The sequence below is a fragment of the Collinsella aerofaciens ATCC 25986 genome, from assembly GCF_964239575.1.
GTDB lineage: Bacteria > Actinomycetota > Coriobacteriia > Coriobacteriales > Coriobacteriaceae > Collinsella > Collinsella aerofaciens_BQ.
Genome location: NZ_CAXSQQ010000019.1, coordinates 1 through 24,654, shown reverse-complemented (window position 1 = coordinate 24,654; position 24,654 = coordinate 1). Strand labels below are relative to the sequence as shown.

General features: G+C 60.8%; 26 protein-coding genes. All 26 read left to right on the top strand.

What is annotated here, in order from left to right; genetic code table 11:
• The first annotated feature begins 17 nt into the window (after window positions 1–17).
• Complete coding sequence (locus ACESUZ_RS08025; protein WP_215693964.1) at window positions 18–884, top strand: MerR family transcriptional regulator; 867 nt, start codon at window positions 18–20, stop codon at window positions 882–884.
• Between the two features lie 176 nt (window positions 885–1,060).
• Window positions 1,061–1,927, top strand: a complete 867-nt coding sequence (locus ACESUZ_RS08020; protein ID WP_373199461.1) for a hypothetical protein — start codon at window positions 1,061–1,063, stop codon at window positions 1,925–1,927.
• Window positions 1,928–2,006: 79 nt separating this feature from the next.
• Window positions 2,007–2,900 carry an aldose 1-epimerase family protein gene (locus ACESUZ_RS08015; protein WP_373199460.1) on the top strand — a complete coding sequence of 298 codons (894 nt, stop codon included), beginning with the start codon at window positions 2,007–2,009 and terminating at the stop codon, window positions 2,898–2,900.
• A gap of 294 nt (window positions 2,901–3,194) precedes the next feature.
• Window positions 3,195–4,121, top strand: a complete 927-nt coding sequence (locus ACESUZ_RS08010) for a transporter substrate-binding domain-containing protein (RefSeq protein WP_349115278.1) — start codon at window positions 3,195–3,197, stop codon at window positions 4,119–4,121.
• Window positions 4,122–4,130: 9 nt separating this feature from the next.
• Window positions 4,131–5,279 (top strand): amino acid ABC transporter permease, encoded by a 1,149-nt coding sequence (locus tag ACESUZ_RS08005; RefSeq protein WP_373199458.1) that lies wholly within the window; start codon window positions 4,131–4,133, stop codon window positions 5,277–5,279.
• A 22-nt stretch (window positions 5,280–5,301) separates the two neighbouring features.
• A complete protein-coding gene (locus tag ACESUZ_RS08000; protein ID WP_055286322.1) occupies window positions 5,302–6,087 on the top strand; it encodes an amino acid ABC transporter ATP-binding protein in 786 nt (261 codons plus the stop codon).
• Window positions 6,088–6,159: 72 nt separating this feature from the next.
• On the top strand, window positions 6,160–7,575 hold the full coding sequence (locus ACESUZ_RS07995; protein WP_373199456.1) for a M20/M25/M40 family metallo-hydrolase: 1,416 nt from the start codon (window positions 6,160–6,162) through the stop codon (window positions 7,573–7,575).
• A gap of 245 nt (window positions 7,576–7,820) precedes the next feature.
• Window positions 7,821–8,888 (top strand): peptide chain release factor 1, encoded by a 1,068-nt coding sequence (prfA, locus tag ACESUZ_RS07990; protein WP_035138783.1) that lies wholly within the window; start codon window positions 7,821–7,823, stop codon window positions 8,886–8,888.
• A 597-nt stretch (window positions 8,889–9,485) separates the two neighbouring features.
• Window positions 9,486–10,736, top strand: a complete 1,251-nt coding sequence (locus ACESUZ_RS07985; RefSeq protein ID WP_373199454.1) for a N5-glutamine methyltransferase family protein — start codon at window positions 9,486–9,488, stop codon at window positions 10,734–10,736.
• A 68-nt stretch (window positions 10,737–10,804) separates the two neighbouring features.
• The gene (locus tag ACESUZ_RS07980; RefSeq protein ID WP_089573106.1) at window positions 10,805–10,990 is read left to right on the top strand and encodes a type II toxin-antitoxin system HicA family toxin; all 186 of its coding nucleotides are present in this window, start codon (window positions 10,805–10,807) and stop codon (window positions 10,988–10,990) included.
• A complete protein-coding gene (locus tag ACESUZ_RS07975) occupies window positions 10,957–11,448 on the top strand; it encodes a type II toxin-antitoxin system HicB family antitoxin (protein ID WP_195919103.1) in 492 nt (163 codons plus the stop codon). Before ACESUZ_RS07980 ends, ACESUZ_RS07975 begins: the two co-directional genes overlap by 34 nt.
• A gap of 134 nt (window positions 11,449–11,582) precedes the next feature.
• Window positions 11,583–12,326 (top strand): L-threonylcarbamoyladenylate synthase, encoded by a 744-nt coding sequence (locus tag ACESUZ_RS07970; protein WP_373199451.1) that lies wholly within the window; start codon window positions 11,583–11,585, stop codon window positions 12,324–12,326.
• 13 nt (window positions 12,327–12,339) lie between these two features.
• Window positions 12,340–13,881 carry a glycerol kinase GlpK gene (gene glpK / locus ACESUZ_RS07965; RefSeq protein WP_373199449.1) on the top strand — a complete coding sequence of 514 codons (1,542 nt, stop codon included), beginning with the start codon at window positions 12,340–12,342 and terminating at the stop codon, window positions 13,879–13,881.
• A 121-nt stretch (window positions 13,882–14,002) separates the two neighbouring features.
• Window positions 14,003–14,650 carry a uracil phosphoribosyltransferase gene (upp, locus tag ACESUZ_RS07960; RefSeq protein ID WP_373199447.1) on the top strand — a complete coding sequence of 216 codons (648 nt, stop codon included), beginning with the start codon at window positions 14,003–14,005 and terminating at the stop codon, window positions 14,648–14,650.
• Window positions 14,651–14,931: 281 nt separating this feature from the next.
• On the top strand, window positions 14,932–15,243 hold the full coding sequence (locus ACESUZ_RS07955; protein WP_195919300.1) for a hypothetical protein: 312 nt from the start codon (window positions 14,932–14,934) through the stop codon (window positions 15,241–15,243).
• 3 nt (window positions 15,244–15,246) lie between these two features.
• On the top strand, window positions 15,247–16,050 hold the full coding sequence (atpB, locus tag ACESUZ_RS07950) for a F0F1 ATP synthase subunit A (protein ID WP_195363618.1): 804 nt from the start codon (window positions 15,247–15,249) through the stop codon (window positions 16,048–16,050).
• 125 nt (window positions 16,051–16,175) lie between these two features.
• Window positions 16,176–16,370: an ATP synthase subunit C-like protein gene (locus ACESUZ_RS07945; RefSeq protein ID WP_022094262.1), complete on the top strand. Its 195-nt coding sequence runs from the start codon at window positions 16,176–16,178 to the stop codon at window positions 16,368–16,370.
• Window positions 16,371–16,385: 15 nt separating this feature from the next.
• Window positions 16,386–16,988 carry a F0F1 ATP synthase subunit B gene (gene atpF, locus ACESUZ_RS07940; RefSeq protein WP_117716380.1) on the top strand — a complete coding sequence of 201 codons (603 nt, stop codon included), beginning with the start codon at window positions 16,386–16,388 and terminating at the stop codon, window positions 16,986–16,988.
• Entirely contained in the window at window positions 16,978–17,454 is a 477-nt protein-coding gene (locus ACESUZ_RS07935) for a F0F1 ATP synthase subunit delta (protein ID WP_006235713.1), read from the top strand. The genes atpF and ACESUZ_RS07935 overlap by 11 nt, the downstream gene beginning before the upstream one ends.
• Window positions 17,454–19,052, top strand: coding sequence for a F0F1 ATP synthase subunit alpha (gene atpA, locus ACESUZ_RS07930; protein ID WP_373199444.1), 1,599 nt, complete (start codon window positions 17,454–17,456; stop codon window positions 19,050–19,052). The genes ACESUZ_RS07935 and atpA overlap by 1 nt, the downstream gene beginning before the upstream one ends.
• 5 nt (window positions 19,053–19,057) lie before the next feature.
• Window positions 19,058–19,966: an ATP synthase F1 subunit gamma gene (gene atpG, locus ACESUZ_RS07925; protein ID WP_006235716.1), complete on the top strand. Its 909-nt coding sequence runs from the start codon at window positions 19,058–19,060 to the stop codon at window positions 19,964–19,966.
• A complete protein-coding gene (gene atpD, locus ACESUZ_RS07920) occupies window positions 19,966–21,420 on the top strand; it encodes a F0F1 ATP synthase subunit beta (protein ID WP_006235717.1) in 1,455 nt (484 codons plus the stop codon). The genes atpG and atpD overlap by 1 nt, the downstream gene beginning before the upstream one ends.
• 3 nt (window positions 21,421–21,423) lie before the next feature.
• Window positions 21,424–21,816 carry an ATP synthase F1 subunit epsilon gene (gene atpC, locus ACESUZ_RS07915; protein ID WP_006235718.1) on the top strand — a complete coding sequence of 131 codons (393 nt, stop codon included), beginning with the start codon at window positions 21,424–21,426 and terminating at the stop codon, window positions 21,814–21,816.
• Between the two features lie 88 nt (window positions 21,817–21,904).
• Window positions 21,905–23,188, top strand: coding sequence for a UDP-N-acetylglucosamine 1-carboxyvinyltransferase (gene murA, locus ACESUZ_RS07910; protein ID WP_373199441.1), 1,284 nt, complete (start codon window positions 21,905–21,907; stop codon window positions 23,186–23,188).
• 12 nt (window positions 23,189–23,200) lie between these two features.
• Window positions 23,201–24,436, top strand: a complete 1,236-nt coding sequence (locus tag ACESUZ_RS07905) for an LCP family protein (protein WP_195363612.1) — start codon at window positions 23,201–23,203, stop codon at window positions 24,434–24,436.
• Window positions 24,437–24,468: 32 nt separating this feature from the next.
• The coding region (locus ACESUZ_RS07900; protein WP_373199438.1) for a hypothetical protein at window positions 24,469–24,654 on the top strand (186 nt) is incomplete at its 3' end.

The window sequence follows — 24,654 nt, the reverse complement described above, 5'->3', positions numbered from 1 at the left end:
GTGTGTCGGGAGGACCTATGCAGACGGGTATGTATGCGATTAGCGAGATGGCGAGCTTGTTTAACGTTTCGCGCCAAACGCTCATCTACTACGACAAGATCGGTCTGTTTAAACCCGCCGTGGTTAACGAAAAAGGCTACCGTTTCTATTCGCCCACGCAGATCCCGCTCATGCGTCTGATCTGCATGCTGCGCGACTTGGGACTGGAACTCGATGAGATCGATCGCCTGACCTCGACGTTCGACATTGGAGAGATGACCGATCACCTGCGCTCGCGGGTGCAGGCGCTCGACGAGCAGATTGCCGGGCTCAAAGCCGAGCGCGCGAGCGTGCAGGAGCGGCTGAGTTTTTACGACGAGGCGGTCTATTGGCGCGAGCGCGAGGGCAAACCGGAGCTCAAGCAATTCGAGCGCCGCTACGTGGTCTTTGAGGAGTTCCCGAGCGATATCGAGCGTGGCCGCTCGATGCTGCACCCCACGCTCATGCGGGCGATTCTGCGCATGCGTGCGCTCACGGGCACACGCCCCATGCGCGGTTGGGGCGCCATGCTGCGTCGCGAGGCGCTGCATTCCGACGACCCCATCGCCGGTGCCGGTTCCTTTGCCGTGTTGCCGCGTGGTGCCGAGGAAATACTGCCGAGCGATCCTGCCGAGCTGGCGGAGATTGGCGTCGAGGTGCTGCCCGAGGGCACGTACCTGTGCATGAGTCGCTGGGGCATGCCGTACGAGCCCGAGGGTATCCGCGCCATCGTGGCCTGCATGGACAGGCACGCGCTCCAGCCCATCGGCAATGCTTTCGATTTTTGCTACCTGGACACCACGAGCTACGACGAGTCTCACCAAGAGGACTTCTGCTGTATCCAAATCCCCGTCGCCCTCAAATAACTTGCGGTGAAATAGTCCCTAAATAGCTCGAGTGGGCGTGCAAACAGGAACTATTCCACCGCAACTTCGATGCGACAAAGGAGCAGTCCCTTTATCGCATTCCGTGCGAGCTCCAGCGCCATCTGCGGGTATAAGGCTAACAAGTGTTTATTTGCGAGGCCTAAGGGGCGCCCCGTATGGATATCGATAACTTTGAATGGTGGTATAGCGAGGGCGAAGCTCCGGATGAGGAGTGGGACGAGCCTGCGCTGCGTGACGTGTCGAGCGACGAGGACGAGATCGGCAACGATGCCGTCGAGACGGACGCCGCCTCCGACCCCGTCGAGCCCCTGACTTTTGAACGGGCCTGGGCTCAGGCCGAGGCCGACGAGGCAAAGGCCGATGCCACGGCCACGCTGGGTGAGCCAGCCGACATGTCCATCTCGCCGGCCAAGACCCCGCAGCCGCGCCACACCATCGACCCCGGCAGTACGGCATCTTTCAGCATTCTCGACGTGCCCGCGCAGGGTGCTCAGGCGCCTGCGCCAACGCATCGCCCCGACCTGGCTCGTGAGGAAGACGCGGGCCGCCGTTCTCCGCTCGGCCCCATCCTCATCGCCTTCATGGCCGGCGTTATCGCCTGCTCGGCAATCGGCAGCATCTGGGGTCATGTCGAGCGGCAGCGCCAAGACGCCGCCAAGGTCGAGATGTCCGTCGAGCAATCGCTCAGCCGCACGCGCTCGGTGCATGTGTCGGTCGAGGTTAAGGACGGCGCGACGTGGGATACCGCGCGCGGCGACAGCCAAATGCTCGTCCATATCGTGGGCCGCACGCTCAGGGGACAAGCAATCGACGAGTACCAATACGTCAATTCCGAAGGTGACGGTATCGAGCTCAAGCCCGGCGACTACGAGCTCACGGTCGATGAGCCGCCCGTCGCCACCGACGGCACGCGTTACCGCGCCTCAAAGCGCATGGTCCCGGTGAGTTTTAATTCGCAAGCACCCGATACGGTCGATAGCGCGCCGCAGGGTGGGTTTGACCTTTATGCTATTGCTCAATAACTGCGCCTGCCGCTCAGCCCTGCTGCCAAGAGTGGGACAATAACCCTCGACACTGTTGTTTACTTTTGGAGGAAGTAGCATGTCCACCGTCACTACCATCAAGCGCGGCGGCCTCACCGCGGCCATCGATTCCATGGGCGCCCAGCTCACGAGCCTTGCCCTCAACGGCAATGAGTATCTGTGGCAGGGCGACCCGGCCTTTTGGGGCAAGCACGCGCCCATCCTGTTCCCTATCGTGGGATCGCTGCGCAACAACACGGCGACGTCTGCCGCCGGCACCTGCGAGATGGCGCGCCACGGCATCGCGCGCATTGTCGAGCACAAGATCGTCGAGGTGTCGGAGGACGGTTCGTCCGTTACCTACGAGCTCACCGACACGCCCGAGTCGCTCAAGGCGTTCCCGTTCCACTTTAAGCTCAACATGACCTATGCCCTGACCGGCGACGCCACCCTCACGCAGACCTTTGCCGTCACTAACACCGGCGACGTGGACCTGCCGTTCTCGGTGGGCGGCCACCCCGCGTTTAACGTACCGGCTCCCGGTGCCGAGGACGAGGCATTCGAGGATTACGAGCTGGCGTTTACCGAGGCTTGGACTAACGAGGCCCCCGTCATCACGCCCGACGGTCTTATGACGTTCGAGGGTAGCTACAAGGCTCCCGATAACTCGGACGTGCTGCCCATCACGCACCGCAGCTTCGATAACGACGCCATCATGTTCACCGATACCCCGGGCTCCACGCTCACGCTGCGCGGCCGCAAGTCGGGCCACGGCGTCAAGATCGACTTTGAGGGCTTTAAGTACATCGGCGTGTGGTCTGCCGCCAACGACGCTCCGTTTGTGGCGCTCGAGCCCTGGACCGGTCACACCACCATGGACACCGAGGACGATGTCTTTGAGCACAAGGTCAACACCATCACCTTGGCTCCCGGCGCTACCGATAAACGTAGCTTTAGCGTCACCTTGCTCTAGAGGTTCCGCCGTTCTGACGAACGGCGGGCCGGTCGACGCTGCGCGCCACCCAGAGCGACAATTTGTCATTCAAAAGGCAAGGCATGACCAGAAGGTTTATGCCTTGCCTTTTTCATGCCTAGTCGTTGGGGACGTTCTTGTTTGACTAGTCGTTTAAGAACGTCCCCAACGACTACCAATCGTTTTCAGTTCGTAAACTTGTATATATGCATCTTATATATGCATCTGCTGGAAGTAACGCTGAGCGGTATCCTGTTAAGCCGTTAGCGTACGATTCAACAGGGAAGGCAGATTATGCATTCTCCCCAACAGCGCGGCATGCAGACCCAGCCGGTGTGCAGCCGTCGCATCTTCTTGGGTAGCGCTCTCGCTGCGAGCGCTTCCGTCGTCGCCGGCGCGCTCGCCGGCTGTCAGCGTCCGTCCACGCTCAAGGTGGTTCAGCCCACGACGGGCGGCGGTCGCGACGACCTGTCCGATTCCGTGATCGGCAAGGATAAGATCCGCATCGGCATGGAGGCGGCCTACGCCCCGTACAACTGGCAGGTTTCCGAGGCCAGCGAGTACACCATCCCCATCGACAACGTGCAGGGCGCCTATGCCGACGGCTACGACGTACAGATCGCCAAGATCGTCTGCAAGGCCCTCGGCGGCGAGCCCGTTGCCGTCAAGCAGAGCTTCTCGGGTCTCATCGATTCGCTCAACAACGGCCAGATCGACCTCATCATCGCCGGCATGAGCGCCACGCCCGAGCGCGAGGAGTCGGTCGGCTTCTCCGACCCGTATTTCATTGGCTACTTTGGTCTGTTCGTAAAAGAGGGCTCGCCCTACCAAAACGCCACCAAGCTCAGCGACTTTAGCGGCGCTACGGTCCTCGGCCAAAAGGACACTATGCTCGATACCGTCATCGACGAGATTCCGGGCGTTGTGCACAAAAATCCGGTCGATTCGGTCCCCACGGTATTTTCGAACCTGCTGCAGGGCACGTGTGACGCCGTGACCTACAACACCGAGAACGAGAAGGGCTATATGGCCCAAAACCCCGGTATCGTCCCCATCCATTTTGCCGAGGGCGAGGGCTTTAAGCAGGAGGTCGCGGCAAACGTCGGCTGCCGCAAGGGCTCGGACAAGCTCCTTAAGCTCATCGACAAGACACTCAAGGGCATTAGCCAAGAGGAACGCGACCAAATGTGGGACGCGTGCCTCGATCGTCAGCCGGCATAGGGAGGCAGCATGAAAACCATCAATCGTCTGGCCTCCTTTATCAAGGCCGACCACCGTTACGTGTACCTGGGCACGAGCGTTATCGCGGCGCTCGGCCTGGCGTTTAGTCAGCGCAACCCCACGCCACTGAGCTTCTTGGCGCCTACGGGCGTGTTCCAAGACTGCCTCTGGGCAATCCTTTGGGCCTGGCTCGTCGTGTCGGCGGCGGCGCTGGTCGCCAAGCTCATGCACTGGAACGACTATCGCGAGGCGTCGCCGTTCGCATCCGAGCACTTCCGTCGTGGCGCACGCTTAGGCAGCTACGTCGTGGTCGCCATCGCGGCGATCTTCTTTATCGACCGCTGCGTCATGTCATTTATCGACCTGGTGCAGGTGAGCGTTGTCTCGGATTCCAACCCCAGCGACTTTTTGTCGAGCCTGGTCTACATGACCTACAAGAGCGGCGACTTCTTTATCCGCGGCATCGAGATCACCATCGCACTTGCGACCTTCGGTACCGTCATCGCCTTTTTCCTGGCGCTGCTCTTTGTGTTCCTGCGTATTCAGACGTTCGACCGCGTGGACAACGACCTGGTGCGCTTCTTTAAGAGCATCGGCCGCGGCTTTGCGACCATCTACTCCACCATCGTGCGCGGCACGCCCATGATGGTCCAGGGTCTGCTCATCTATTACGCGGGTTTCACCGTTTTGCGCGGCATGGGCTTCGAGACCGCCCAGGCCAACCAGATCTGGAGTACCTTCACCGCCGGCCTCGTCACCATCTCGCTCAACTCCACCGCCTACATGATGGAGGTCCTGCGCGGCGGCATCGAGTCCATCGACCCCGGCCAGGCCGAGGCAGCGCGCTCGCTGGGTCTTTCGCAGTGGCAAGCCATGCGCAAAGTCGTGTTCCCCCAGGGCATTAAAAACGCGATTCCGGCGCTCACCAACGAGCTCATCATCAACATCAAGGACTCGTCGGTGCTCTCGGTCATCGGCGTGTTCGACCTCATGTACGCCACCACCACCGTCGCCGGCGTGTACTACCGCCAGATGGAGGTCTACTGTGTGGCGCTCGTGGTCTACCTGATCCTGACGCTCGTGGCGAGCCGCCTGCTCGAAGCCTTTGGCAAAAAACTTGGTGCCGAGGCTCCGGCCACGTTGCCCAGCTCCAACTAGGCTCAAGACGAGGAGAATCATCATGGCAGATACCGCCACTACCGGCGTTGCGGCCGCCGCACAGACCAATGAGCCGCTCATCCGCGTCGAGGGCCTGCGCAAAAGCTTCGGCTCGCTCGAGGTGCTCAAGGGCATCGACCTGTCCGTTAAATCAGGCGAGGTCGTCACCATTATCGGCGCCTCGGGCTCGGGCAAGTCGACCTTCCTGCGCTGCCTCAACCTGCTCGAGACCCCGGACGCGGGCCACATCTGGTTCCACGGCCAGGATCTCACGGCCGAGCGCTGCAACATTAACAAACTGCGTGAGGACATCGGTATGGTGTTCCAGGGCTTTAACCTGTTCAACAACATGGATGTGCTCGACAACTGCACGCTTGCGCCCGTCACGCTCAAAAAGATGAGCAAGGCCGAGGCTGAAAAAATTGCGATGGAGCATCTGACGAGCGTGGGACTCGAAAAGTTCGCGCACGCCGCCGTGGGCCGCCTGTCCGGTGGTCAAAAACAGCGCGTGGCCATCGCTCGTGCCCTGTGCATGAATCCGCAGATCATGCTGTTCGACGAGCCGACCTCCGCGCTCGACCCCGAGATCGTGGGAGAGGTGCTCGAGGTCATGCGCAAGCTCGCTGCCGACGGCATGACCATGGTCGTCGTCACGCACGAGATGGCCTTTGCCCGCACCGTGTCCGATCGCGTGGTCTTTATGGACAAGGGCGTGGTGCTCGAGGACGCCGCGCCGGCCGAGCTCTTCGGCAATCCCAAGCACCAGCGCACCCGCGAGTTCCTCTCGCGTTATCTCGAGGACAAATAACCGACCGCAAACGCTTACGTGGCAGGGCCGCTCCGGTGGGGCGGCCCTCGTCATCACAGTCGAAAGGATGTCATGGCCGAGGTTTGGCGCTTCTTTGCGCATGAGGACGATTTTGCCGATATAGACGAGGCAGGCGCGTGCGAGCGCTTGGGCCGCGTTCTGTCGTTTCCGACCGTCTCGAGCATGGATGCCGAGGCGGTGGACTGGCAACCTTTCGACGACCTGCGCGCCTATATGCAGCAGGCCTGGCCGTACGTATTTGCGGCGGGCGAGGTCGAGCTTATCGACCATTCGCTATTGGTGACGCTTAGCGGTTCCGACCCTGACCTCAAGCCCATTATGCTCATGGGCCACATGGATGTGGTTCCCGTGGTGCCGGGTACCGAGGCCGACTGGACGCACGACCCCTTTAGCGGGCACGTGGACGACACCTACATCTGGGGCCGTGGAGCGATCGACATGAAGGACCAGGTCGCAGGCATTCTCGAGGCTGTCGAGTATGCGCTGGCGCACGGTTGGCAGCACGAGCGGACGCTGCTCCTGGCCTTTGGCCAGGACGAGGAGACGACGCAGTGCGGCGCAGGCGCCATCGGCCGTGCGCTCGAGGAGCGCGGTGTTGAGCTCGAGTTCCTGATCGACGAGGGCGACTACCGCATCGTTTCGGATGCCGAGTACAGCGCGGGCGAGGGTTGGCTCATGCACGCCGACCTGGCTGAGAAGGGCTATGCCGACATTGTGCTCAAGACAAAGAGCGCGGGCGGGCATTCCTCCAACCCCTACGGCGGCACGTCGCTCGAGGTGCTCAGCCGTGCCATCACCGCAATCTGCGATATCGAGTGGCCGACGCGCGTGACCGATTTGCTTGCCGCCCAGCTCGTCGAGCTGGGGCTCTACACGGCGGATGAAATTGCCGCCAACGGGGGCGCCATTGTCCACGATTGCCTCGCCAGCAAGAAGCTCTATCCGCTGGTGACGACCACCTGCGCACCCACGCAGATCGAGGGTGGCAGCACCGGCGCCAACGTAATGCCGCAGGATATGTGGGCCAACATCAACTTCCGTATGCTCGAGGGCACGAGCGTGGCCGACGTTGTGGCGCGCTGCCGTGAGGCGGTTGCCGGGGCGGACCTTGCCGGTCGTGTCGAAGTGGAGCTAGGCCCCGGCAGCTCCGAACCCTCGCCGTCCCCGCGCATCGGTGGCCCCGGCCTCGAGGCGGTTCGCTCCATCGCCGCCCGCTATTTCCGTGATCCAAAGGGGACGGAGGAAAATGGATCATTCGAGCCAGTGGCAATTGTGCCCTCGACCGTGATCGGTGCGACCGACGCTGCCAACTACCAGCACATTTGCCCTGAGTGCATTCGCTTCTCGGCCTTTGTGGTTGATGACGACGAGTGTGATCGCGGCGTCCACGGCACCAACGAGCGCATCACCCGCCGCGCCTACCTCCAGGGCATCCGCTTCCTCGTCGCTCTACTCCAAACGCTCTAGTCAAAAAGCAAACTCTTGGTGCAACGGGGTCAGGTTTGTTTGCACCAATCCGTGCGGGTTATATGCAGGTTTGCCTGCGCACGCTATCATGTATGGGTTAGACCGCAACTATGTACCCCATACGCGAAGGGATGCGCATGTATCTGAAGATCGACATGTTCTAGCCGGGCTTACCCCCGCAGTGGCGCCGCGCGCCCCATCAACTCTGCCGATTTTCACCTTCACGCATATAAAGGAGTCCCGCCATGCGCGACAAGCTCGAAAAGATCATCAAGGCCTACGAGGAGCTCGAGAAGAAGCTCTCCGACCCGGCCGTCGCCTCCGATATTAAGGAGTTCACGCGTCTCAACAAGGAGTACGCGCACCAGTCCGACCTCATCGCCGCCTCGCGCGAGTACATCGGCGCACTCGATGACATCGAGGCCGCCAAGGAAATGCTGCACGATACCACCGATGCCGATGAGAAGGAGATGCTCCAGATGGACATCTCCGAAAACGAGGCCAAGCTCCCCCAACTCGAGGAAGACATCAAGTACATGCTCATCCCGAGCGACCCCAACGACGACAAGAACACCATCGTCGAGATCCGCTCCGCTGCCGGTGGCGACGAGGCGGCCATCTTCGCCGGCGACCTGTACAAGATGTATCAGCGCTTTTGCGAGTCGCGCGGCTGGAAGACCACCGTGCTCGATTCCAGCCCCAGCGAGGCCGGCGGCTTTAAGTCCATTGAGTTCAAGGTCGAGGGCGACCGCGTCTACTCCGTTATGAAGTACGAGTCCGGCGTGCACCGTGTCCAGCGCGTCCCCAAGACCGAGTCCCAGGGCCGCATCCAGACTTCAACGGCTACCGTCGCCGTGCTTCCCGAGGCCGAGGAAATCGACGTCCAGATCAACCAGTCCGACCTGCGCATCGACACCTACTGCGCCTCCGGCCCTGGCGGTCAGTGCGTTAACACCACCTACTCCGCCGTGCGCATCACCCACCTGCCCACCAACACCGTGGTGCAGTCGCAGGAGCAGCGTTCCCAGATCCAGAACCGCGAGGTCTGCATGCAGATGCTGCGCGCCCGTCTGTACGAGATGGAACTCGAGAAGCAGCAGGCCGAGCTCGGTGCCGAGCGCCAGAGCCAGATCGGCCACGGCAACCGTTCCGAGAAGATCCGTACTTACAACCAGCCCCAGGACCGCGTGACCGATCACCGTATCGGCTTCAACTCCACTTATAACGGCGTCCTTCTGGGCGATCAGCTCGGCACTGTCATCGAGGCGCTTGCCGCCGCCGAGCGAGCCGAGAAGCTGGCGCAGGCAGTTTAGGTTACGCGGTTTTACCAAACCGCGTAACGGCTCGACGCTGCGCGCCGCCCAGAGCGACAATTTGTCATTCAAAAGGCGAGGCATGACCAGAAGGTCTATGCCTCGCCTTTTTCATGCCAACTTGTTCGCTCTGGACGTCGCTCGCTGTCCGTCCTCTACCTGCGGCGTTCTCTTGGGTAGTCATTGGGGACGTTCTTAAATGACTAGGTTGGGCACATTGCTTTGAGATGTTATTTAATCGGCTTTGATGGCCATTAAGCCGGCTACCTGCTCAAAGAAATTAGCGGCATTCATCTGCTATCGAAAAAAATGCTCGAAAAAGCGTCCGAGAAGTCGCGGGGCGATTTTTGATGGGTCGTGCGTCAAGCGATGTGGCAAGTTCTTGGTTAGATATTGGTCAGTTTTGGGTCAACCTTGCCAAAAACTTGACGGATGCAGATTTAGACGTCGACGAATGAACACCTCGGGCAGACTTCAAGCAAAATTCTGGGCTGATTCTCGATAATCGCCTTCAATCGTCCCTTGCCAAGCGCTGGCCTCGCGTACAATCTGCTCCGACATTCGCGCGCCGTCCGGCGCTTAAGAGGGGAGGGCCCCATGGCAAACGAGATTTGGACCATCAAGCGTTGTCTCGAGTGGACCAAGGAGTACCTGGCCGAGCGCGGTGAGGAACACCCCCGTCTTTCTGCCGAATGGCTGCTGTGCGCAGCCACGGGTCTGGCGCGCATCGACTTATATATGCGTATGGACGAGACGCTCGATGCGGCGCAGCTCGAGACCATGCACGCGGCGGTCGTCCGCCGCGCCAAGGGCGAGCCGCTGCAGTACATTACCGGCAGCACGCAGTTCCGCATGATCGACGTCGCATGCGCCCCCGGCGTGCTCATTCCACGTCCCGAGACCGAGATGCTCGTCGAGGAAGTCCTCAATTATCTGGATGCCGAGGTGCTGAGCCCCGAGGCTGCCGCCCGTCAGCGCGTTGAGCTGCCCTGGAACGACGAGGTCGAGCAAGCGCGCAAAGCCGAAGCCGCGTTGGCCGACGAGCGAGCGACGGCCGAGCGCCGTGCCGCTAACCTCACAGCTGCCGATGAGGCGGCGCTAGGCAGCGACGTACTGGGCAGCCGTGCCTATGCCGAGGAACTGGCCGACCGCGAGGCCGAGGAAGCCGCCGCGCAGGCAGCAGATGCCGAGGCCGAGGAGGCCGCCGAGCCCGAGCTCGACGAATACGGCATCGCCATCGAAGGCGCCGACCACGAGGCGTCTCTGACGGAGGATGCCGCCGCGCCCGCTCCGGTCGAGCCCCGTATCGCCCGCGTTCTCGAGGTCGGCTGCGGCACGGGCTGCATCTCGCTTTCCCTTGCCTGGGAGCGCCGCGGCCATGTCACCTGCACCGCTACCGATATCGAACCGCGTGCCATTGACCTGGCCAACAAAAACCGCGACGCGCTCGGGCTTACGTCCGATGAGGTCGCCTTCAGCCTCACAAACCTGGTGAGCTCTATCCCCCGCGAGGAATGGGGCACCTTCGACGTGCTCGTCTCCAACCCGCCTTACATTCCGACTGACGTCATGCGCTCGCTGCCGCACGAGGTCAAGGACTTCGAGCCCGATTTAGCGCTCGAGGGCGGCGCCGACGGCCTCGATATCTTCCGCCGCCTGCTCAATGCGGCGCCCTATATGCTGCGCGCCGGCGGCCTGTTTGCCTGCGAGCTCTACGAGGGCGCCCTCGACGCCGCCGCCGAGCTCTGCCGCCAGGCGGGTCTCTCGGACGTGCGCATCGTCCGCGACCTTACCGATCGTCCCCGCATCGTTCGAGCCATCGTCACCGAGCCCAAACAGCGCCAGTAACATTTATTAACTGGTTAGCAAAAATTATAAAGTAGTTTATAATTAGGACGGCTGAAAGAGGTCGGCCCATGCAACCTCCTACCTTTCGGGAAATCATTGCCCTACTCAAGCACGATGGATTCGTGAAGGTCGCGCAAGTCGGTAGTCATGCTAAGTATGTTTCTGGTGACCGCGTTGTCACCGTGAACGGTTCTGGTGGTGATCGACCAAAGAAGGGCACGTGGGCAAGTATTCGTCGCCAAGCTGGATGGTAGTTGGAGGCAAAATGAGGCAGCGATTTACCTATGACTGCGTTCTCATAAAAGAAGACGACGGTTACTGCGCTAGCTTCCCGCAGATTCCCGGCGCCTTTGCCGATGGCGATACGCGCGAAGAAGCGATTGCCCATGCCACCGAGGCACTGATGGCGTTTTTGGCCGACGACCTCAACAACGGTTTGACTCCGGCAGGGTACGAACGCTCGGCCGAGGTCGTGACCCTTTCAGTCGAAATCGACCACGAGGACGCTCGGGAAGCGGCGTGCCGAACATTTAAAGACGCAGCTCTGGACCTCAAAGTTTCCGCTCCGCGGATTACCGCGCTGGTCAAAGCCGGAAAGCTCGATGTTGAACTCGTCGACGGCCGTCGGATGATAACGATAGACAGCATCGAGCGCTACGCCGCCCAAGAACGCCACGCCGGCAGGCCAAAGAAGTTCGTCGCAGTCCAATAACCCCCTCACTTTCACCGACTACTAGAGCCGCTCACCAAACCAACATGCGCTCTGGGCAAATAGGTTGAACGTTTCGTGCGAGAATGCCCCTCAGTAAACAAACTTGCACCAGAGCGTAAGGGGCTGGCATACACATGCAGACGGTCTATCGGGTATTCGAGGGAACGCGTGAGCCGCATCGGCTCGCCGTCGAGCGTACGGCCGAGCTACTCGGTCGCGGTGGCCTGGCGCTTATTCCAACCGAGACGGTCTACGGTGTCGCCGTGGCAGTCAACGCCTTCTCGGATGCCGTTCCACAAGATACAAGTGAACCTCTGCCGTGGCCGCGCGATCCGCAGGCCACCGTCAACGGCGCCGCGGTCCCCGCACTCGGTACCGGCTATCGTCGTATCTTTACCCTCAAGCAGCGCGAGCTCACGCAAACGGTTGCCTGGCTGGTTGATGATGCCGAGGCACTCGATCGCTATGGCGTGGATATCCCTCATGAGGCCCGCGCGCTTGCCCAACGATGCTGGCCGGGCGCCCTGACTATCGTGGTCAAGGCAGCCCCCTGCGTGCCGACCTTTATGCGCGCTGCCGACGACACCGTGGCCCTGCGCGCTTCGGCCTCTCCTGTGGTGCAGGCGCTCATCCGCGCCTGCGGCAGTCCGCTTGCCTGCACCAGCGCCAATACGCACGGCGCGCCCGCGCCGGCAAGCTTTGCCGACGTTGAGGACCGCATTCTGGAGGGGGTCGATGTGGCCGTCGACGCGGGCGAGACCCCGTGCCGCGACGCTTCGACCATCGTGACGTTTAAGCATGGCGAGCTTCAGATCCTGCGCCAAGGCGCGCTTCCCGCATCAGAGATCGAGCGGGTTCTGTCCGACCCGATGCAATAGAAAGGTGTAAGCGATGTCGTTGAATCTGGGCAGCCTGGGCATGGAAGATGCCTCGTTTAACTTTGGCGGTTCCTACATCATGGCGCTCGACTGCGGCACCACCTCGGTGCTCGCGACCATCGTCGACGAGTACGGCTGCATCGTCGCCCAGGCGCGTCGTAGCGTCAAAACCAGCTTCCCGCGCCCCGGCTGGGTGGAGCAGGATCCCACGGAGGTGCTTGCCAGCCAGATCGGCGTGATGATGGAGGTCCAGTTTAAGAGCGGCATCCATTCCGATCGCATCGCCGCCATCGGTATCTCCAACCAGCGCGAGACCACGGTGGTATGGGACCGCGTGAGTGGCCAGCCTATCTACAACGCCATCGTGTGGCAGTGTCGCCGCACCGCCTCGACAATCGATAAACTGGCCGAGCAGGGCTGCGAGGAGCTGGTGCGTTCCCGCACCGGCCTTACGCTCGACCCGTATTTCTCGGCCTCCAAGGTGCAATGGATTCTCGACAACGTCGACGGCGCGCGAGAGAGCGCGGCGGCGGGCGACCTTATGTTTGGCACCATCGACACCTGGCTCATCTACAACCTCACCGGCGGTCAAACCTTTGCCACCGACTACACCAATGCCAGCCGCACAGCGCTCTTCAATATTCATACGCTGGACTGGGACGATGACCTGCTGGCTCTCTTCGACATCCCGCGTGCCATGATGCCCGAGGTCCGTTGGAGCTCCGGTGACTACGGTCACGTCGCGAGCGACATCATGACCAACATGCCGCCCATCATGGGTGTGGCGGGCGACCAGCAGGCGTCGCTGTTCGGTCACTGCTGCTTCCATCCCGGCCAGACCAAAAACACCTATGGCACGGGCTGCTTTATGCTCATGAATACCGGCGACGAGATCGTCGAATCCAAGAATGGCCTGGTCTCCACCATCGGTATCGCTGCGGACGGCAAGGTCAGCTATGCGCTCGAGGGTTCTATTTTTGCCGCCGGCTCAACGATGAACTGGCTGCGCGACAACATGGGCGTTATCTCCAACGTATCCGAATCGGCACGGCTCGCCTCCTCGATCAGCGACAACGAGGGATGCTACTTTGTCCCCGCTTTTGCGGGCTTGGGTGCACCTTGGTGGGACGCGCACGCCCGCGGCATCGTATGCGGTCTGACCGGCGCCTCGAGTCGCGCGACCATCGTGCGTGCCGCTTGCGAGTCCATGGCCTATCAGAGCTATGACGTGCTGCGTGCCATGGAGCAGGACGTGGGTCTTTCGATCGAGCGCCTGTCCGTCGATGGCGGCGCCTCGCGCAACGAGTTCATCATGCAGTTCCAGGCAGACTTGCTGGATATCCCCGTACTGCAATGTGAGTCGGTGGAGACAACGGCGATCGGTGCCGCGTATCTGGCGGGTCTCGCGGTTGGGTATTGGGAGGATCTGGAGGAGCTGGAGCAAAACACCCAGATCGTCAAGACATTCCATCCCCATATGTCCGTTGAGCGTCGCGAGCACAACCTGGACGGTTGGCACGATGCGGTCAGGCGTTCGCTCAGCACCGCTCAATAGGGCTGCGACGGGGCGCTCGATACAACAAACCGCTAAACTTATGCACGGCGCGTGGCAACAGCACCGCGGCGTGCCTTGTCAGCAAGGCCATCTTCCGGCCGCAACGAAAGGGGTAAGACCCATGACCGTTACCTACGATACGTCTCGCGTGACGCTTGTCGATCATCCGCTCGTCCAGCATAAGCTGTCGATCCTGCGCGACAAGAGTACCGGCACCAACCAGTTCCGCCAGCTCGTACGCGAGCTCGCGCTCTTTGACGGCTACGAGGCCATGCGCGACCTGCCCATGGAGGATGTCGAAGTCGAAACCCCCATCACGACCGCCACGTTCAAGCAGCTTGCCGGCAAGAAGCTCGCCATCGTCCCCATTCTGCGCGCGGGCCTTGGCATGGTCGACGGCATCCTCGACCTGGTGCCTTCTGCCCGCGTGGGCCACATTGGCATGGAGCGCGACGAGGTCACCCACGAGCCGCATGAGTATTACTGCAAGATGCCCAGGGATATCGACCAGCGTATCTGCCTGGTCGTCGATCCCATGCTCGCCACGGGCGGTTCTGCCGAGATGGCTATCAGCTATCTGCGCGAGCGCGGTGTCAAGGACATCCGCATGCTGTGCATCGTCGCGGCCCCCGAGGGTCTCAAGTCGCTGACCGAGAAAGACCCCGACGTGCATATCTATACCTGCGCCATTGACGACCACCTCAACGAGGCCGCCTACATCGTCCCCGGCCTGGGCGATGCCGGCGACCGCATCTACGGCACGCTGTAGTTTCTGGGCCAAACCGGCTAACGTCGAAAATACGAAGAAACGGTGCGCGCGGACAAATAAAAGGCGACCGCGCTCACCCCTGTTAACGGACGTTTTGCCCTGCAGGGTTCGAGAAAAACGTATTACCGTACCTGCGGCATAAAGAAGGTCTTAAGAAAACGAACAGGTGCGTATTAACCGATGCTTTTTCGGTTGTACTTTAGCGATTGGCTCGTACAATAGTCACCAATGTTTGGCGGGAACTGTTCTGTGAAGCGTTAAAAAGGAAAGTGGGGACGCCAGTGTTTCAGATAGCCGATCTGCTCGCTATCGTTGCGGGCGCCATCGCGGGCGCGGTCGCCTTTCTTCCCTTTGTTTTTACGCTCAAGCCGGTTCTTGACGATAAGCAGAATGCGGACATGCTCAAGGGCATGGTGAGTCTGGCGGTCTCGGCGGTCGCCCTGCTCGTCTTTACCTTGGTTGTGTTTGCGTTGTTCGGAGAGGCATTTCGCATGTTCCTCCTGGGCGAGGCGATCGGCTTCGTGGTCTTTATGGCCGCCTGCACGGTTCGCGTCGCCAAGGCGCTGCGAGATCCTCATGAGGTCGAAAGGTAAGTCGTGGAAATTTTTGAAAAGCTGCCTGATGAGATTAATCATCTGGTCAGCGAGTTCAGCTCCACCCCCGTCGTGGGCGATCTGAGCTGCGGCATCACGCAGTACTCGTTTTGGCTGATCGTCTCCACGATCGTGCTCCTGATCGTCCTGGCCGTGTTCAAGAAGAAGCAGACCCTGGTTCCCAAGGGCTTCTTCGTCAACGGTTTCGAGTACATCATCGAGTACGTCGAGAACGATATCGGCAAGGGCGTCGTGGGTGAGAACTGGAAGAAGCACTTCCCGTTCCTGTGCTCGCTTTTCCTGTTCATCCTGATCAATAACATGATCGGCCTGATCCCGGGAATGAAGCCCGGCACCGGCGCAATCGGCTCCACCGCCGCGCTCGCCATCTTCGCCTTCGTGTACTTCATCTACTACGGATGCAAGGCTCACGGCGTGATCGGCTACATCAAGAGCCTCGCCCCGCAGGGCGTGAGCTTCCCGATGAACGTGCTTGTGTGGGTCGTCGAGCTTTTCTCGACCTTCCTGCGCCTCATCACGCTCGCCGTCCGTCTGTTCTGCAACATGTTCGCAGGACACGTGGTCATGGGCTCGTTCGCCATCATGGCGAGCATGTTCATGCAGCCGCTGCTTCAGCAGGTTTCCGCGGCCCACGCCGTCGGCGCCCTGCCTTCGCTGGCCTGGCTTGCCATCCTCATCCTGATTTATACGATTGAGCTTGTGGTCGGCGCCATCCAGGCTTACGTCTTCACGGTCCTTACCGCCGTGTATGTCTCCGAGGCAGAGGAGGTCGCGGAGGAGGAGTAGTCTTCCGTTCGCGCCTTAAAGGTAAGGCAATTCGTTAAACCGCTGGTGCCCGTACCCATGGAGCCTGGCAGTTATAAATAAGGTTATCCTGCGTGAAATAAGACACGCACGACAAAGGAGGAATCGTGGGAGTTATCGGTTACGGTCTCGGTGTTATCGGCGCTGGTCTTGCTATCGGCCTGTCTGCTCTGGGTGCTACGGGTGCTATGGCCCGTCAGCCTGAGGTCCAGGGCCGCGTGTTCACCGTCTTCATCATGGGCTCCGCCTTCGGCGAGGCTCTGGCTCTGATCGGCTTCGTTGTCGCGCTGATCGTTAAATAGCACGGAGCGTCAAGTATGAATCTTTCATCCCAGAAGAGCGCGATCGCACTCTCCGCGTCCGCGGCCGCGCTGCTCATGCCGGTTTCCGCGTTCGCCGAGGACGGCGCTGCCGGTGCGGACATCCTCATCCCTAAGATGGCGGAGTTCATCCCGGCGCTTATCGCCTTCCTGATTATCTGGATCGTGCTGGCCAAGGTCGCCCTGCCGGGCATCATGAAAACCATGGAGGAGCGCGGCAAGAAGATCGAGGAGAGCCTCGACGAGGCCGAGAAGACCAAGCAGGAGGCTATCGCCAAGCGCGCTGAGTCCGACTCGATCGTCACCGACGCCCGTCGTCAGGCTGCCGACATCGTTCTCGAGGCCCGTAAGGACGCCGAGTCCGAGCGCGCCCGTATCATCGAGGCTGCTCACAAGGAGGCCGAGGAGATCATCGCCAAGGCCCATACGACCGTCGAGGACGAGCGCAAGTCCATCTACGCCGGTGCCGCGAGCTCCATCGCCGACCTGTCCGTTGCCGTCGCCACCAAGATCGTGGGCGAGGCACTCGAGGACGAGACCGAGCAGAAGAAGCTCATCGAGCGCTACATCCAGGAAGCAGGTAGCCTGAATGCCGACTAGCCGCTATCAGGACAAGGTGCTCGAGACTTACGCGCGCTCCCTTCTGGAAGCCGCTAAGGCCGAGAACCATGTGTTCGAGGACCTCGAGATGATTGAGCGCCTGGCTTCCGCCAGCCCCGAGATCATCGCCGTGCTCGACACCATGTCCAAGCGCGACCAGCTCGACCTTCTTCCCAAGGTGGCAGCTGCCTTTAAGTATGTTGCCGAGGAAGACGAGGATGTAGTGGGCGTGACCGTCACCACGGCGATCCCGCTCGACGACGAGCTGCGTCAAACCATCACTAAGAAATGCGAGCAGGACTTCGGCCGCAAGGTATTCCTTATCGAGCAGGTCGACCCGTCTATCGTGGGCGGCCTGGTGCTCGAGGCCCGCGGCGAGCGTCGTGACATTTCCGTCAAGACGCAGCTGCGCATCGCACAGGAGACCCTCGCAAACTCTGCTAATTCGTACGGAGGTGAAGCCTAATGTCCGAAACCCTCAATGCCCAGGATATCGCCAAGAAACTGCAGGAGCAGCTCACGAGCCTCTCCGCGACGGTCGATACGCATGAGGTTTCAACGGTCGACGAGGTAGGCGACGGCATCGCGCGCGTCACTGGCCTCAAGAGCGCCATGGCAGGCGAGCTTCTGGAGTTCAAGAGCTCCGATACCGGTGAGACCGTCTTCGGCCTTGCCCAGAACCTTGACCGTGACGAGGTCGGCGCCGTTCTGTTTGGTGCCGTCGACTCCATCAAGGAAGGCGACGAGTGCCGCACCACTGGCCGCATTATGGATATCCCCGTGAGCCGTGCCATGCTCGGCCGCGTCGTCAATCCGCTCGGCCAGCCCATCGACGGTTTGGGTGACATTGTCGCCACGCATCGTCGCCCCATTGAGTTCAAGGCCCCCGGTGTCATCGACCGTACCCCGGTGTGCGAGCCGGTTCAGACTGGCCTGTTGGCTATCGACTCCATGGTGCCTATCGGTCGCGGCCAGCGTGAGCTTATCATCGGCGACCGTAAGACCGGCAAGACCGCTATCGCCATCGACGCCATCCTCAACCAGCGTGGCAAGGGCATGGTCTGCATCTATGTCGCCATCGGCCAGAAGGCCTCCACGGTTGCCAACATCCGCGAGACCCTCGCTCAGCACGGTGCGCTCGAATACACCATCATCGTTTCGGCAACCGCTGCCGATTCCGCCCCTATGCAGTACATCGCGCCTATGGCCGGTGCCGCTATCGGCGAGTTCTTCATGTACAACGGCGAGGACGGCAAGCCCGCCAGCGAGACCAATCCCGGCGGCCACGTGCTCGTCATCTACGACGACCTGTCCAAGCAGGCTGTGGCATACCGTCAGATGTCGTTGACGCTGCATCGTCCGCCCGGACGCGAGGCCTATCCTGGCGACATCTTCTACCTGCACTCTCGTCTGCTCGAGCGTGCCGTCAAGATGTCCAAGAAGAACGGTTACGGCTCCATGACGGCTCTGCCGATCATCGAGACCCAGGACGGCGACGTCTCGGCCTACATTCCGACCAACGTCATTTCCATTACCGATGGTCAGATCTACCTGCAGTCCGAGCTCTTCTTCCAGGGCCAGCGCCCGGCAGTCGACGTGGGCATCTCCGTGTCCCGCGTCGGTGGTGACGCACAGACCAAGGCTATGAAGCAGGTCGCCGGCAACCTCCGTCTTGACCTCGCTTCGTACCAGGAGCTCGCCGGCTTTACGCAGTTCGGCTCCGACCTCGACGAGGCCACGCAAAAGCAGCTTACCCACGGTGCTCGCATGACCGAGCTCCTGAAGCAGCCGCGTTACAAGCCGTTTGAGGTTGGCGAGCAGATCGTTACGCTGTTCGCTGGCAACGAGGGCTTCCTGGATGACCTGGAGATCGCCGACGTGCTGCCTTTCCGTGCCGAGCTCATCGAGTACATGGACAATGGCTTTGGTTCGCTGCTCGACAAGGTTCGCGCCAAGAAGATCGATGATGACACCAAGGCTGAGCTCTTGCGCGTCATCGGCGACTTCAAGCAGCAGTTCATGGCCAAGCACCATTCGGATGTTTCTGGATCAGAGGAGAACTAAGCCCCATGGCCAACCTTCGCGACATTAAGAAGCGAATCTCCTCGGTTACCACGACCAAGCAGATCACGCGCACGATGGAGATGGTCTCTACGGCCAAGATTCGTCGTGCCCTCGATCGCTCCAAGCAGGCCGAGCCCTATAAGGAGGCGCTGACCGACGTCATGTTGACGGTCGCCGGCGACGCCTCCTGTTCGGGCACCGATCCCATGCTGCAGAAGCATGAGAGCGTCAAGCATGGCCTGATTGTCGTTATTGCCTCGGACCGCGGCCTTGCCGGCGGTTTCAATACGACGGTGGAGCGCACGGCCGAAAAGCTCGCCGCTTCTTGGGCGAACGACGGCATCGAATGCGAGATCATCGCGTGCGGGCGTAAGCCGGCCACGTATTTCCGTGACCGCGCAAACGTTGTCATGCACTTTGAGGGCAACTCCTCTGAGCCCGATTTCAATCAGGCCCGCATGATCTCCTCTCATATCTGCGATGCGTATCGTGCCGGTGAGCTTGACCGTGTCGAGCTTGTCTACCACCACGCCAAGAACCGCGTGGATCAGGAGCTTCGCGTCGAGCATCTGTTGCCGCTCGACCCCGAGATGATCGCTATGGCCCACGGTCCGCGTAAGAACGAGACCGACGCCCCTAAGCGCATCTCGTCCACGTTCGAGTTCGTGCCCTCTCCCGAGCATGTTCTCGGCAAGCTTGTGCCGTCTTATATCCTGACGGTCATCTACCAGGCCCTGATCGATTCGGCGGCTGCCGAGCAGGGTGCACGCCGCAAGGCCATGCACTCCGCGACGGAAAACGCCACCGCGATCATCTCGACCCTTACCCGCACGTATAGTCGCGTGCGCCAGGCTTCGATCACGACCGAGATTAACGAGATCGTCGGCGGAGCCTCAGCATTGGAGGAACAGTAATGGCTAATAACACCGTAAAGCTTGCGGTCGAGGAAGCCACCAAGAAGACGACTGCCGGTGATGGTCGCATCGTGCGAATCATCGGCCCTGTCGTCGACGTCAAGTTTGACGGCGCGGTGCCCCCGATCTACAACGCGCTCACGGTCGAGGCCGAGACCCCGATCGGTCATCTGAGCACGATCCTCGAGGTCGAGAGCCAGCTTCCGGGCGGCGTCGTCCGCACGGTCGCCATGTCCTCGACCGACGGCCTGCAGCGCGGCCTCATCGCCACCGATACCGGTGAGCCCATGAAGATGCCCGTTGGTCCCAAGACGCTCGGCCGCATTTGGAACGTCATGGGCAAGCCCGTCGACGGCAAGCCTATGCCCGAGGTGGAGGAGTTCTACCCCATCCACCATGCAGCGCCCCGTTTCGACGAGCTCACCACCAAGACCGAGATCTTCGAGACCGGCATCAAGGCCGTCGACCTGCTCGAGCCCTACATCCGCGGCGGCAAGACAGGTCTGTTCGGCGGCGCCGGCGTCGGCAAGACCGTTCTGATCCAGGAGCTCATCAACAACCTCGCCCAGGAGCACGGCGGCACCTCGGTGTTCACCGGCGTCGGCGAGCGTACCCGCGAGGGCACCGACCTGTTCCTCGAGATGAGCGAGTCTGGCGTTATCGACAAGACCTGCTTGGTCTATGGTCAGATGAACGAGCCGCCCGGAGCGCGTCTGCGCATCGGTCTGGCCGGCCTTACCACCGCTGAGTACTTCCGCGATCGCGGCCAGGACGTTCTGCTGTTCATCGACAACATCTTCCGCTTCTCCCAGGCAGGTTCCGAGGTTTCCGCACTGCTGGGCCGTATGCCGTCCGCCGTTGGTTACCAGCCCACGCTGGCAACCGAGATGGGCGACCTCCAGGAGCGCATTACCTCGACCAAGACGGGCTCCATTACCTCCGTCCAGGCTGTCTACGTCCCCGCAGACGACCTGACCGACCCGGCGCCTGCCACGACGTTTACGCACCTCGACGCCACCACGGTTCTTTCGCGTAGCATTTCGTCGCTCGGCCTGTTCCCGGCTATCGACCCGCTCGCATCTTCCTCCGACGCTCTCGATCCTTCGATCGTCGGCGAGGAGCACTACCGTGTCGCCGTCAAGGTCCAGGAGCTCCTGCAGGAGTACTCCGACCTTCAGGACATCATCGCCATTCTGGGTATGGACGAGCTGTCCGAGGAGCAGCGCCTTACGGTCAACCGTGCCCGTAAGATTCAGCAGTTCCTCTCGCAGTCCTTCCACGTCGCCGAGAAGTTCACCGGCAACCCCGGTGTCTACGTCCGCGTCGAGGATACCGTCCGCTCTTTCGCCGAGATTGTCGACGGCAAGGCCGATGACCTGCCCGAGCAGGCTTTCCGCTATGCTTCCACGATTGAGGACGTGCGCGAACGCGCCCGCAAGATGGGGGAGAAGTAGGTTATGCGTATCCGCATCGTGTGCCCCGTGAGCTGCGCCTATGAGGGCGACGCTGCGTTTGTGTCGATTCCGTCCACGGATGGCGAGTTTGGCGTTCTGCCTGCTCACTCCAGCGAGATCTGCACGATCGACCGCGGTTACGTTCGCGTTTCCGATAAGGCCATGGGCACTGTCGACCACACGTTTGCCGTGGCCGGCGGCTATGCCCAGGTTGCGGACGATGTAGTGACCGTTCTCGCCGAGCGCGCTTGCGATTTGGCGACCGTCGATGCCGACAAGCTTAAAGCTGATATTCAAGGTTTTGAAGAGAAGCTGGGTAATTTGTCGGAGGATGATGCACGCCGCGCCTACCTCTATAATGAAATCGCATGGTGTAAGCTCAAGCTTGCCCAATAGTCAAACGATTTAGCGTTCGACCATTTGCGAACACATCATGCCCGGGATGGCCCAGCCACCCCGGGCATGCTTTTTGAAAGGGTAGACCTTGGATATTATCCGCGTTGAGGGTGGCCACGCCATCGGAGGCTCCGTGCCCGTCTCGGGTGCCAAGAACTCCGCGCTCAAACTCATGGCGGCAACGCTTCTGGCGCCGGGCAAGACGACGCTGCAGAACGTGCCCGATATTTCCGATGTCCACGTGATGGGCAAGGTGCTCAAGGGCATGGGCGCTACGATCGATGTTCTCGACGAGCATACGCTCGAGATTGATACCTCTCAGGTCGATTCTTGGGAGGCCCCCTACGAGCTCGTTGCCAAGATGCGTGCTTCTACAGCCGTGATGGGACCCCTGCTGGGCCGTTTCCATCGCGCCAAGATCGCCATGCCGGGCGGCTGCAACCTGGGTGCTCGCAAGATCGATATGCACATTCTGGGTCTCGAGGCCCTGGGCGTAGAGTTCGATACCGCCCACGGCTACATCAACGCTAATGCGCCCCAAGGTCTGCGCGGTACCACCGTCACGCTCGAGTTCGCCAGCGTCGGTGCGACCGAGAACCTCATTATGGCATCCGTGCGCGCGCAGGGTACCACGGTTATCGACAATGCCGCCCGCGAGCCCGAGATCGTCGATCTCGCCAACATGCTCAACGAGATGGGCGCCAAGATTGTCGGCGCGGGTACGCCCGTCGTGACTATCGAAGGCGTGGAAGAGCTCCATCCCGTTACCCATCGCGTGGTGGGCGACCGCATCGAGGCCGGTACCTTTATCGTTGCCGGTGCGTTGATGACCGACGATCGCGGTGTCGATGTCACGGGCTTTTGCCCCATTCACTTGGGCATGGTGCTCAAGAAGATGGAGCTCATGGGTATCGACTGCGAGCGCGTCGAGGATGGCGTCCATGTAAACCGTGCCGAGCGTATCAAGCCGGTCGACATCCAGACGCTTCCGTTCCCCGGCTTCCCGACGGACATGCAGGCGCAGATTATGGTGCTCTCCGCTCTCGCCGACGGCAGTTCCGTTATTACCGAGAACATCTTCGAGAATCGCTTTATGTTTGCCTCTGAGCTGGTGCGCATGGGTGCCGACATTCGTATCGAGAGCCATCATGCCATGATTCATGGCGTCAAGGGCTTCTCGGGTGCACAGGTTACCTCGCCCGATCTGCGTGGCGGAGCGGCCCTCGTCGTAGCGGGCTTGATCGCCGACGGGACGACCGAGGTTTCGGCCATCCATCACATCAAGCGCGGATACGAGCAGTTTGTCGAAAAGCTGCAGGCGCTCGGCGCGCATGTCGAGCATGCTACCGTCCCCGATCCCGTCATCTACTAATACAGGTTGCCTATGTTTAATAAAAAGCCCCTCGCGGATACCACCGCCCGAAGACCCTCAACTGGTGCGCAGGCCAAGATCTACAGTCGCGATAACGTGGCTCGCTATTCCGAGCGCGCTCGTCAACGTCGTCGTAGCCACACGATTCGTCACGTCGCGCTCATTGTCGTGCTTGGCGTGCTGCTGAGTGCCACTACCGCTGCCGGCCTGTGGTTTGCCACCATTATGGGCAAGCTCGGCGATTCTAATGTCATTACCGACAATCTGCGTCGGGTTCTGGTTGACACCGATGAGGCAAAGGATCCGTTCTACGTGCTGCTTCTTGGCACCGACGGCCGTCCGGGCGAGGATACGTATCGTGCCGACTCGATTATCCTGGCACGCATCGACCCCACGCAAAAGCAGGCGACGCTCATTTCCGTTCCGCGCGACACCAAGGTCGAGTACAAGGGCGAGACCATGAAGATCAACGCCTGCCATACCGTTGGCGGCGCCGAGGCCATGGTCGAGGCGGTCAACGAGCTGTGCGGTGTTCAGATTTCCCACTATGCCGAGGTCAGCTTCGACGGTATGCAGGCGCTGATTGATTCGGTTGGCGGTATCGACATTAACGCAACCGATGATGTTGACGACCCCGAGCACCTGGATATTAAGATTACCGCTGGCCAGCAGCATATGGACGGTGCCACCGCCCTTACCTATGCCCGCTGCCGCTACACCTATGCCGACGGCGATTACACGCGCATGCGCCACCAGCGTCAGGTGCTTGGCGCCCTTGCCAACCAGATTCTCAATAACTTCGATGCCACGAAGATCTTTGGCCTGGTTAATTCGCTGTCCGATATGCTCGTAACCGATATGAGCGTTCAGGATATCGTGGCTACGGTCAATGCCATGCGCGGTATGGATGTCGACGGTATCTACTCGGCCAACCTGCCCTCGTACGCCGACGACAGCACCATGATCGACGGAGTGAGCTACGTCTTTGTCTACGAGGACGAGCTCAAGGAAATGATGGAGCGCGTCGATGCCGGCAAGGATCCCAAGGGTCCCAACACCATGGGTCTTTCCGACGGTTCCAGTTCTACGATCGGCGACCTGAACAACAACACGTCTGACGACTACGCAAACGGTACCGCAACTTCATCGGTCAGCTCTGACGATTCCGATGACTCAGGCGATTCGAGCGATTCGGACTACTACGAAGAGCCCACCGGCGACGGTAACGGCTACGAAGCCAACTACTAGAGTTACGCGGTTTTACCAAACCGCGTAACCGCTTGACGCTGCAAACCCGCCAGAGCGGCAATCTGCCTTTCAACTTCGGCGGCATGATCAAAAGATCAATGCCGCCTCGTTTCAAGGCACCTTGCTCGCCCTGGCGGGATTTCGCTCATATGACCCAATCCGCTGTCAAGAGCCGCAATGGCCCCGCCGACCGCTTGCAATCGGTCGGCGGGGCCTGC

Bases quoted from the DNA above. Each gene is read 5' to 3' on its own strand.
- ACESUZ_RS08025 (WP_215693964.1), top strand. From the start codon at position 18: ATGCAGACGGGTATGTATGCGATTAGCGAGATGGCGAGCTTGTTTAAC.
- ACESUZ_RS08020 (WP_373199461.1), top strand. From the start codon at position 1,061: ATGGATATCGATAACTTTGAATGGTGGTATAGCGAGGGCGAAGCTCCG.
- ACESUZ_RS08015 (WP_373199460.1), top strand. From the start codon at position 2,007: ATGTCCACCGTCACTACCATCAAGCGCGGCGGCCTCACCGCGGCCATC.
- ACESUZ_RS08010 (WP_349115278.1), top strand. From the start codon at position 3,195: ATGCATTCTCCCCAACAGCGCGGCATGCAGACCCAGCCGGTGTGCAGC.
- ACESUZ_RS08005 (WP_373199458.1), top strand. From the start codon at position 4,131: ATGAAAACCATCAATCGTCTGGCCTCCTTTATCAAGGCCGACCACCGT.
- ACESUZ_RS08000 (WP_055286322.1), top strand. From the start codon at position 5,302: ATGGCAGATACCGCCACTACCGGCGTTGCGGCCGCCGCACAGACCAAT.
- ACESUZ_RS07995 (WP_373199456.1), top strand. From the start codon at position 6,160: ATGGCCGAGGTTTGGCGCTTCTTTGCGCATGAGGACGATTTTGCCGAT.
- prfA (WP_035138783.1), top strand. From the start codon at position 7,821: ATGCGCGACAAGCTCGAAAAGATCATCAAGGCCTACGAGGAGCTCGAG.
- ACESUZ_RS07985 (WP_373199454.1), top strand. From the start codon at position 9,486: ATGGCAAACGAGATTTGGACCATCAAGCGTTGTCTCGAGTGGACCAAG.
- ACESUZ_RS07980 (WP_089573106.1), top strand. From the start codon at position 10,805: ATGCAACCTCCTACCTTTCGGGAAATCATTGCCCTACTCAAGCACGAT.
- ACESUZ_RS07970 (WP_373199451.1), top strand. From the start codon at position 11,583: ATGCAGACGGTCTATCGGGTATTCGAGGGAACGCGTGAGCCGCATCGG.
- glpK (WP_373199449.1), top strand. From the start codon at position 12,340: ATGTCGTTGAATCTGGGCAGCCTGGGCATGGAAGATGCCTCGTTTAAC.
- upp (WP_373199447.1), top strand. From the start codon at position 14,003: ATGACCGTTACCTACGATACGTCTCGCGTGACGCTTGTCGATCATCCG.
- atpF (WP_117716380.1), top strand. From the start codon at position 16,386: ATGAATCTTTCATCCCAGAAGAGCGCGATCGCACTCTCCGCGTCCGCG.
- ACESUZ_RS07935 (WP_006235713.1), top strand. From the start codon at position 16,978: ATGCCGACTAGCCGCTATCAGGACAAGGTGCTCGAGACTTACGCGCGC.
- atpA (WP_373199444.1), top strand. From the start codon at position 17,454: ATGTCCGAAACCCTCAATGCCCAGGATATCGCCAAGAAACTGCAGGAG.
- atpG (WP_006235716.1), top strand. From the start codon at position 19,058: ATGGCCAACCTTCGCGACATTAAGAAGCGAATCTCCTCGGTTACCACG.
- atpD (WP_006235717.1), top strand. From the start codon at position 19,966: ATGGCTAATAACACCGTAAAGCTTGCGGTCGAGGAAGCCACCAAGAAG.
- atpC (WP_006235718.1), top strand. From the start codon at position 21,424: ATGCGTATCCGCATCGTGTGCCCCGTGAGCTGCGCCTATGAGGGCGAC.
- ACESUZ_RS07905 (WP_195363612.1), top strand. From the start codon at position 23,201: ATGTTTAATAAAAAGCCCCTCGCGGATACCACCGCCCGAAGACCCTCA.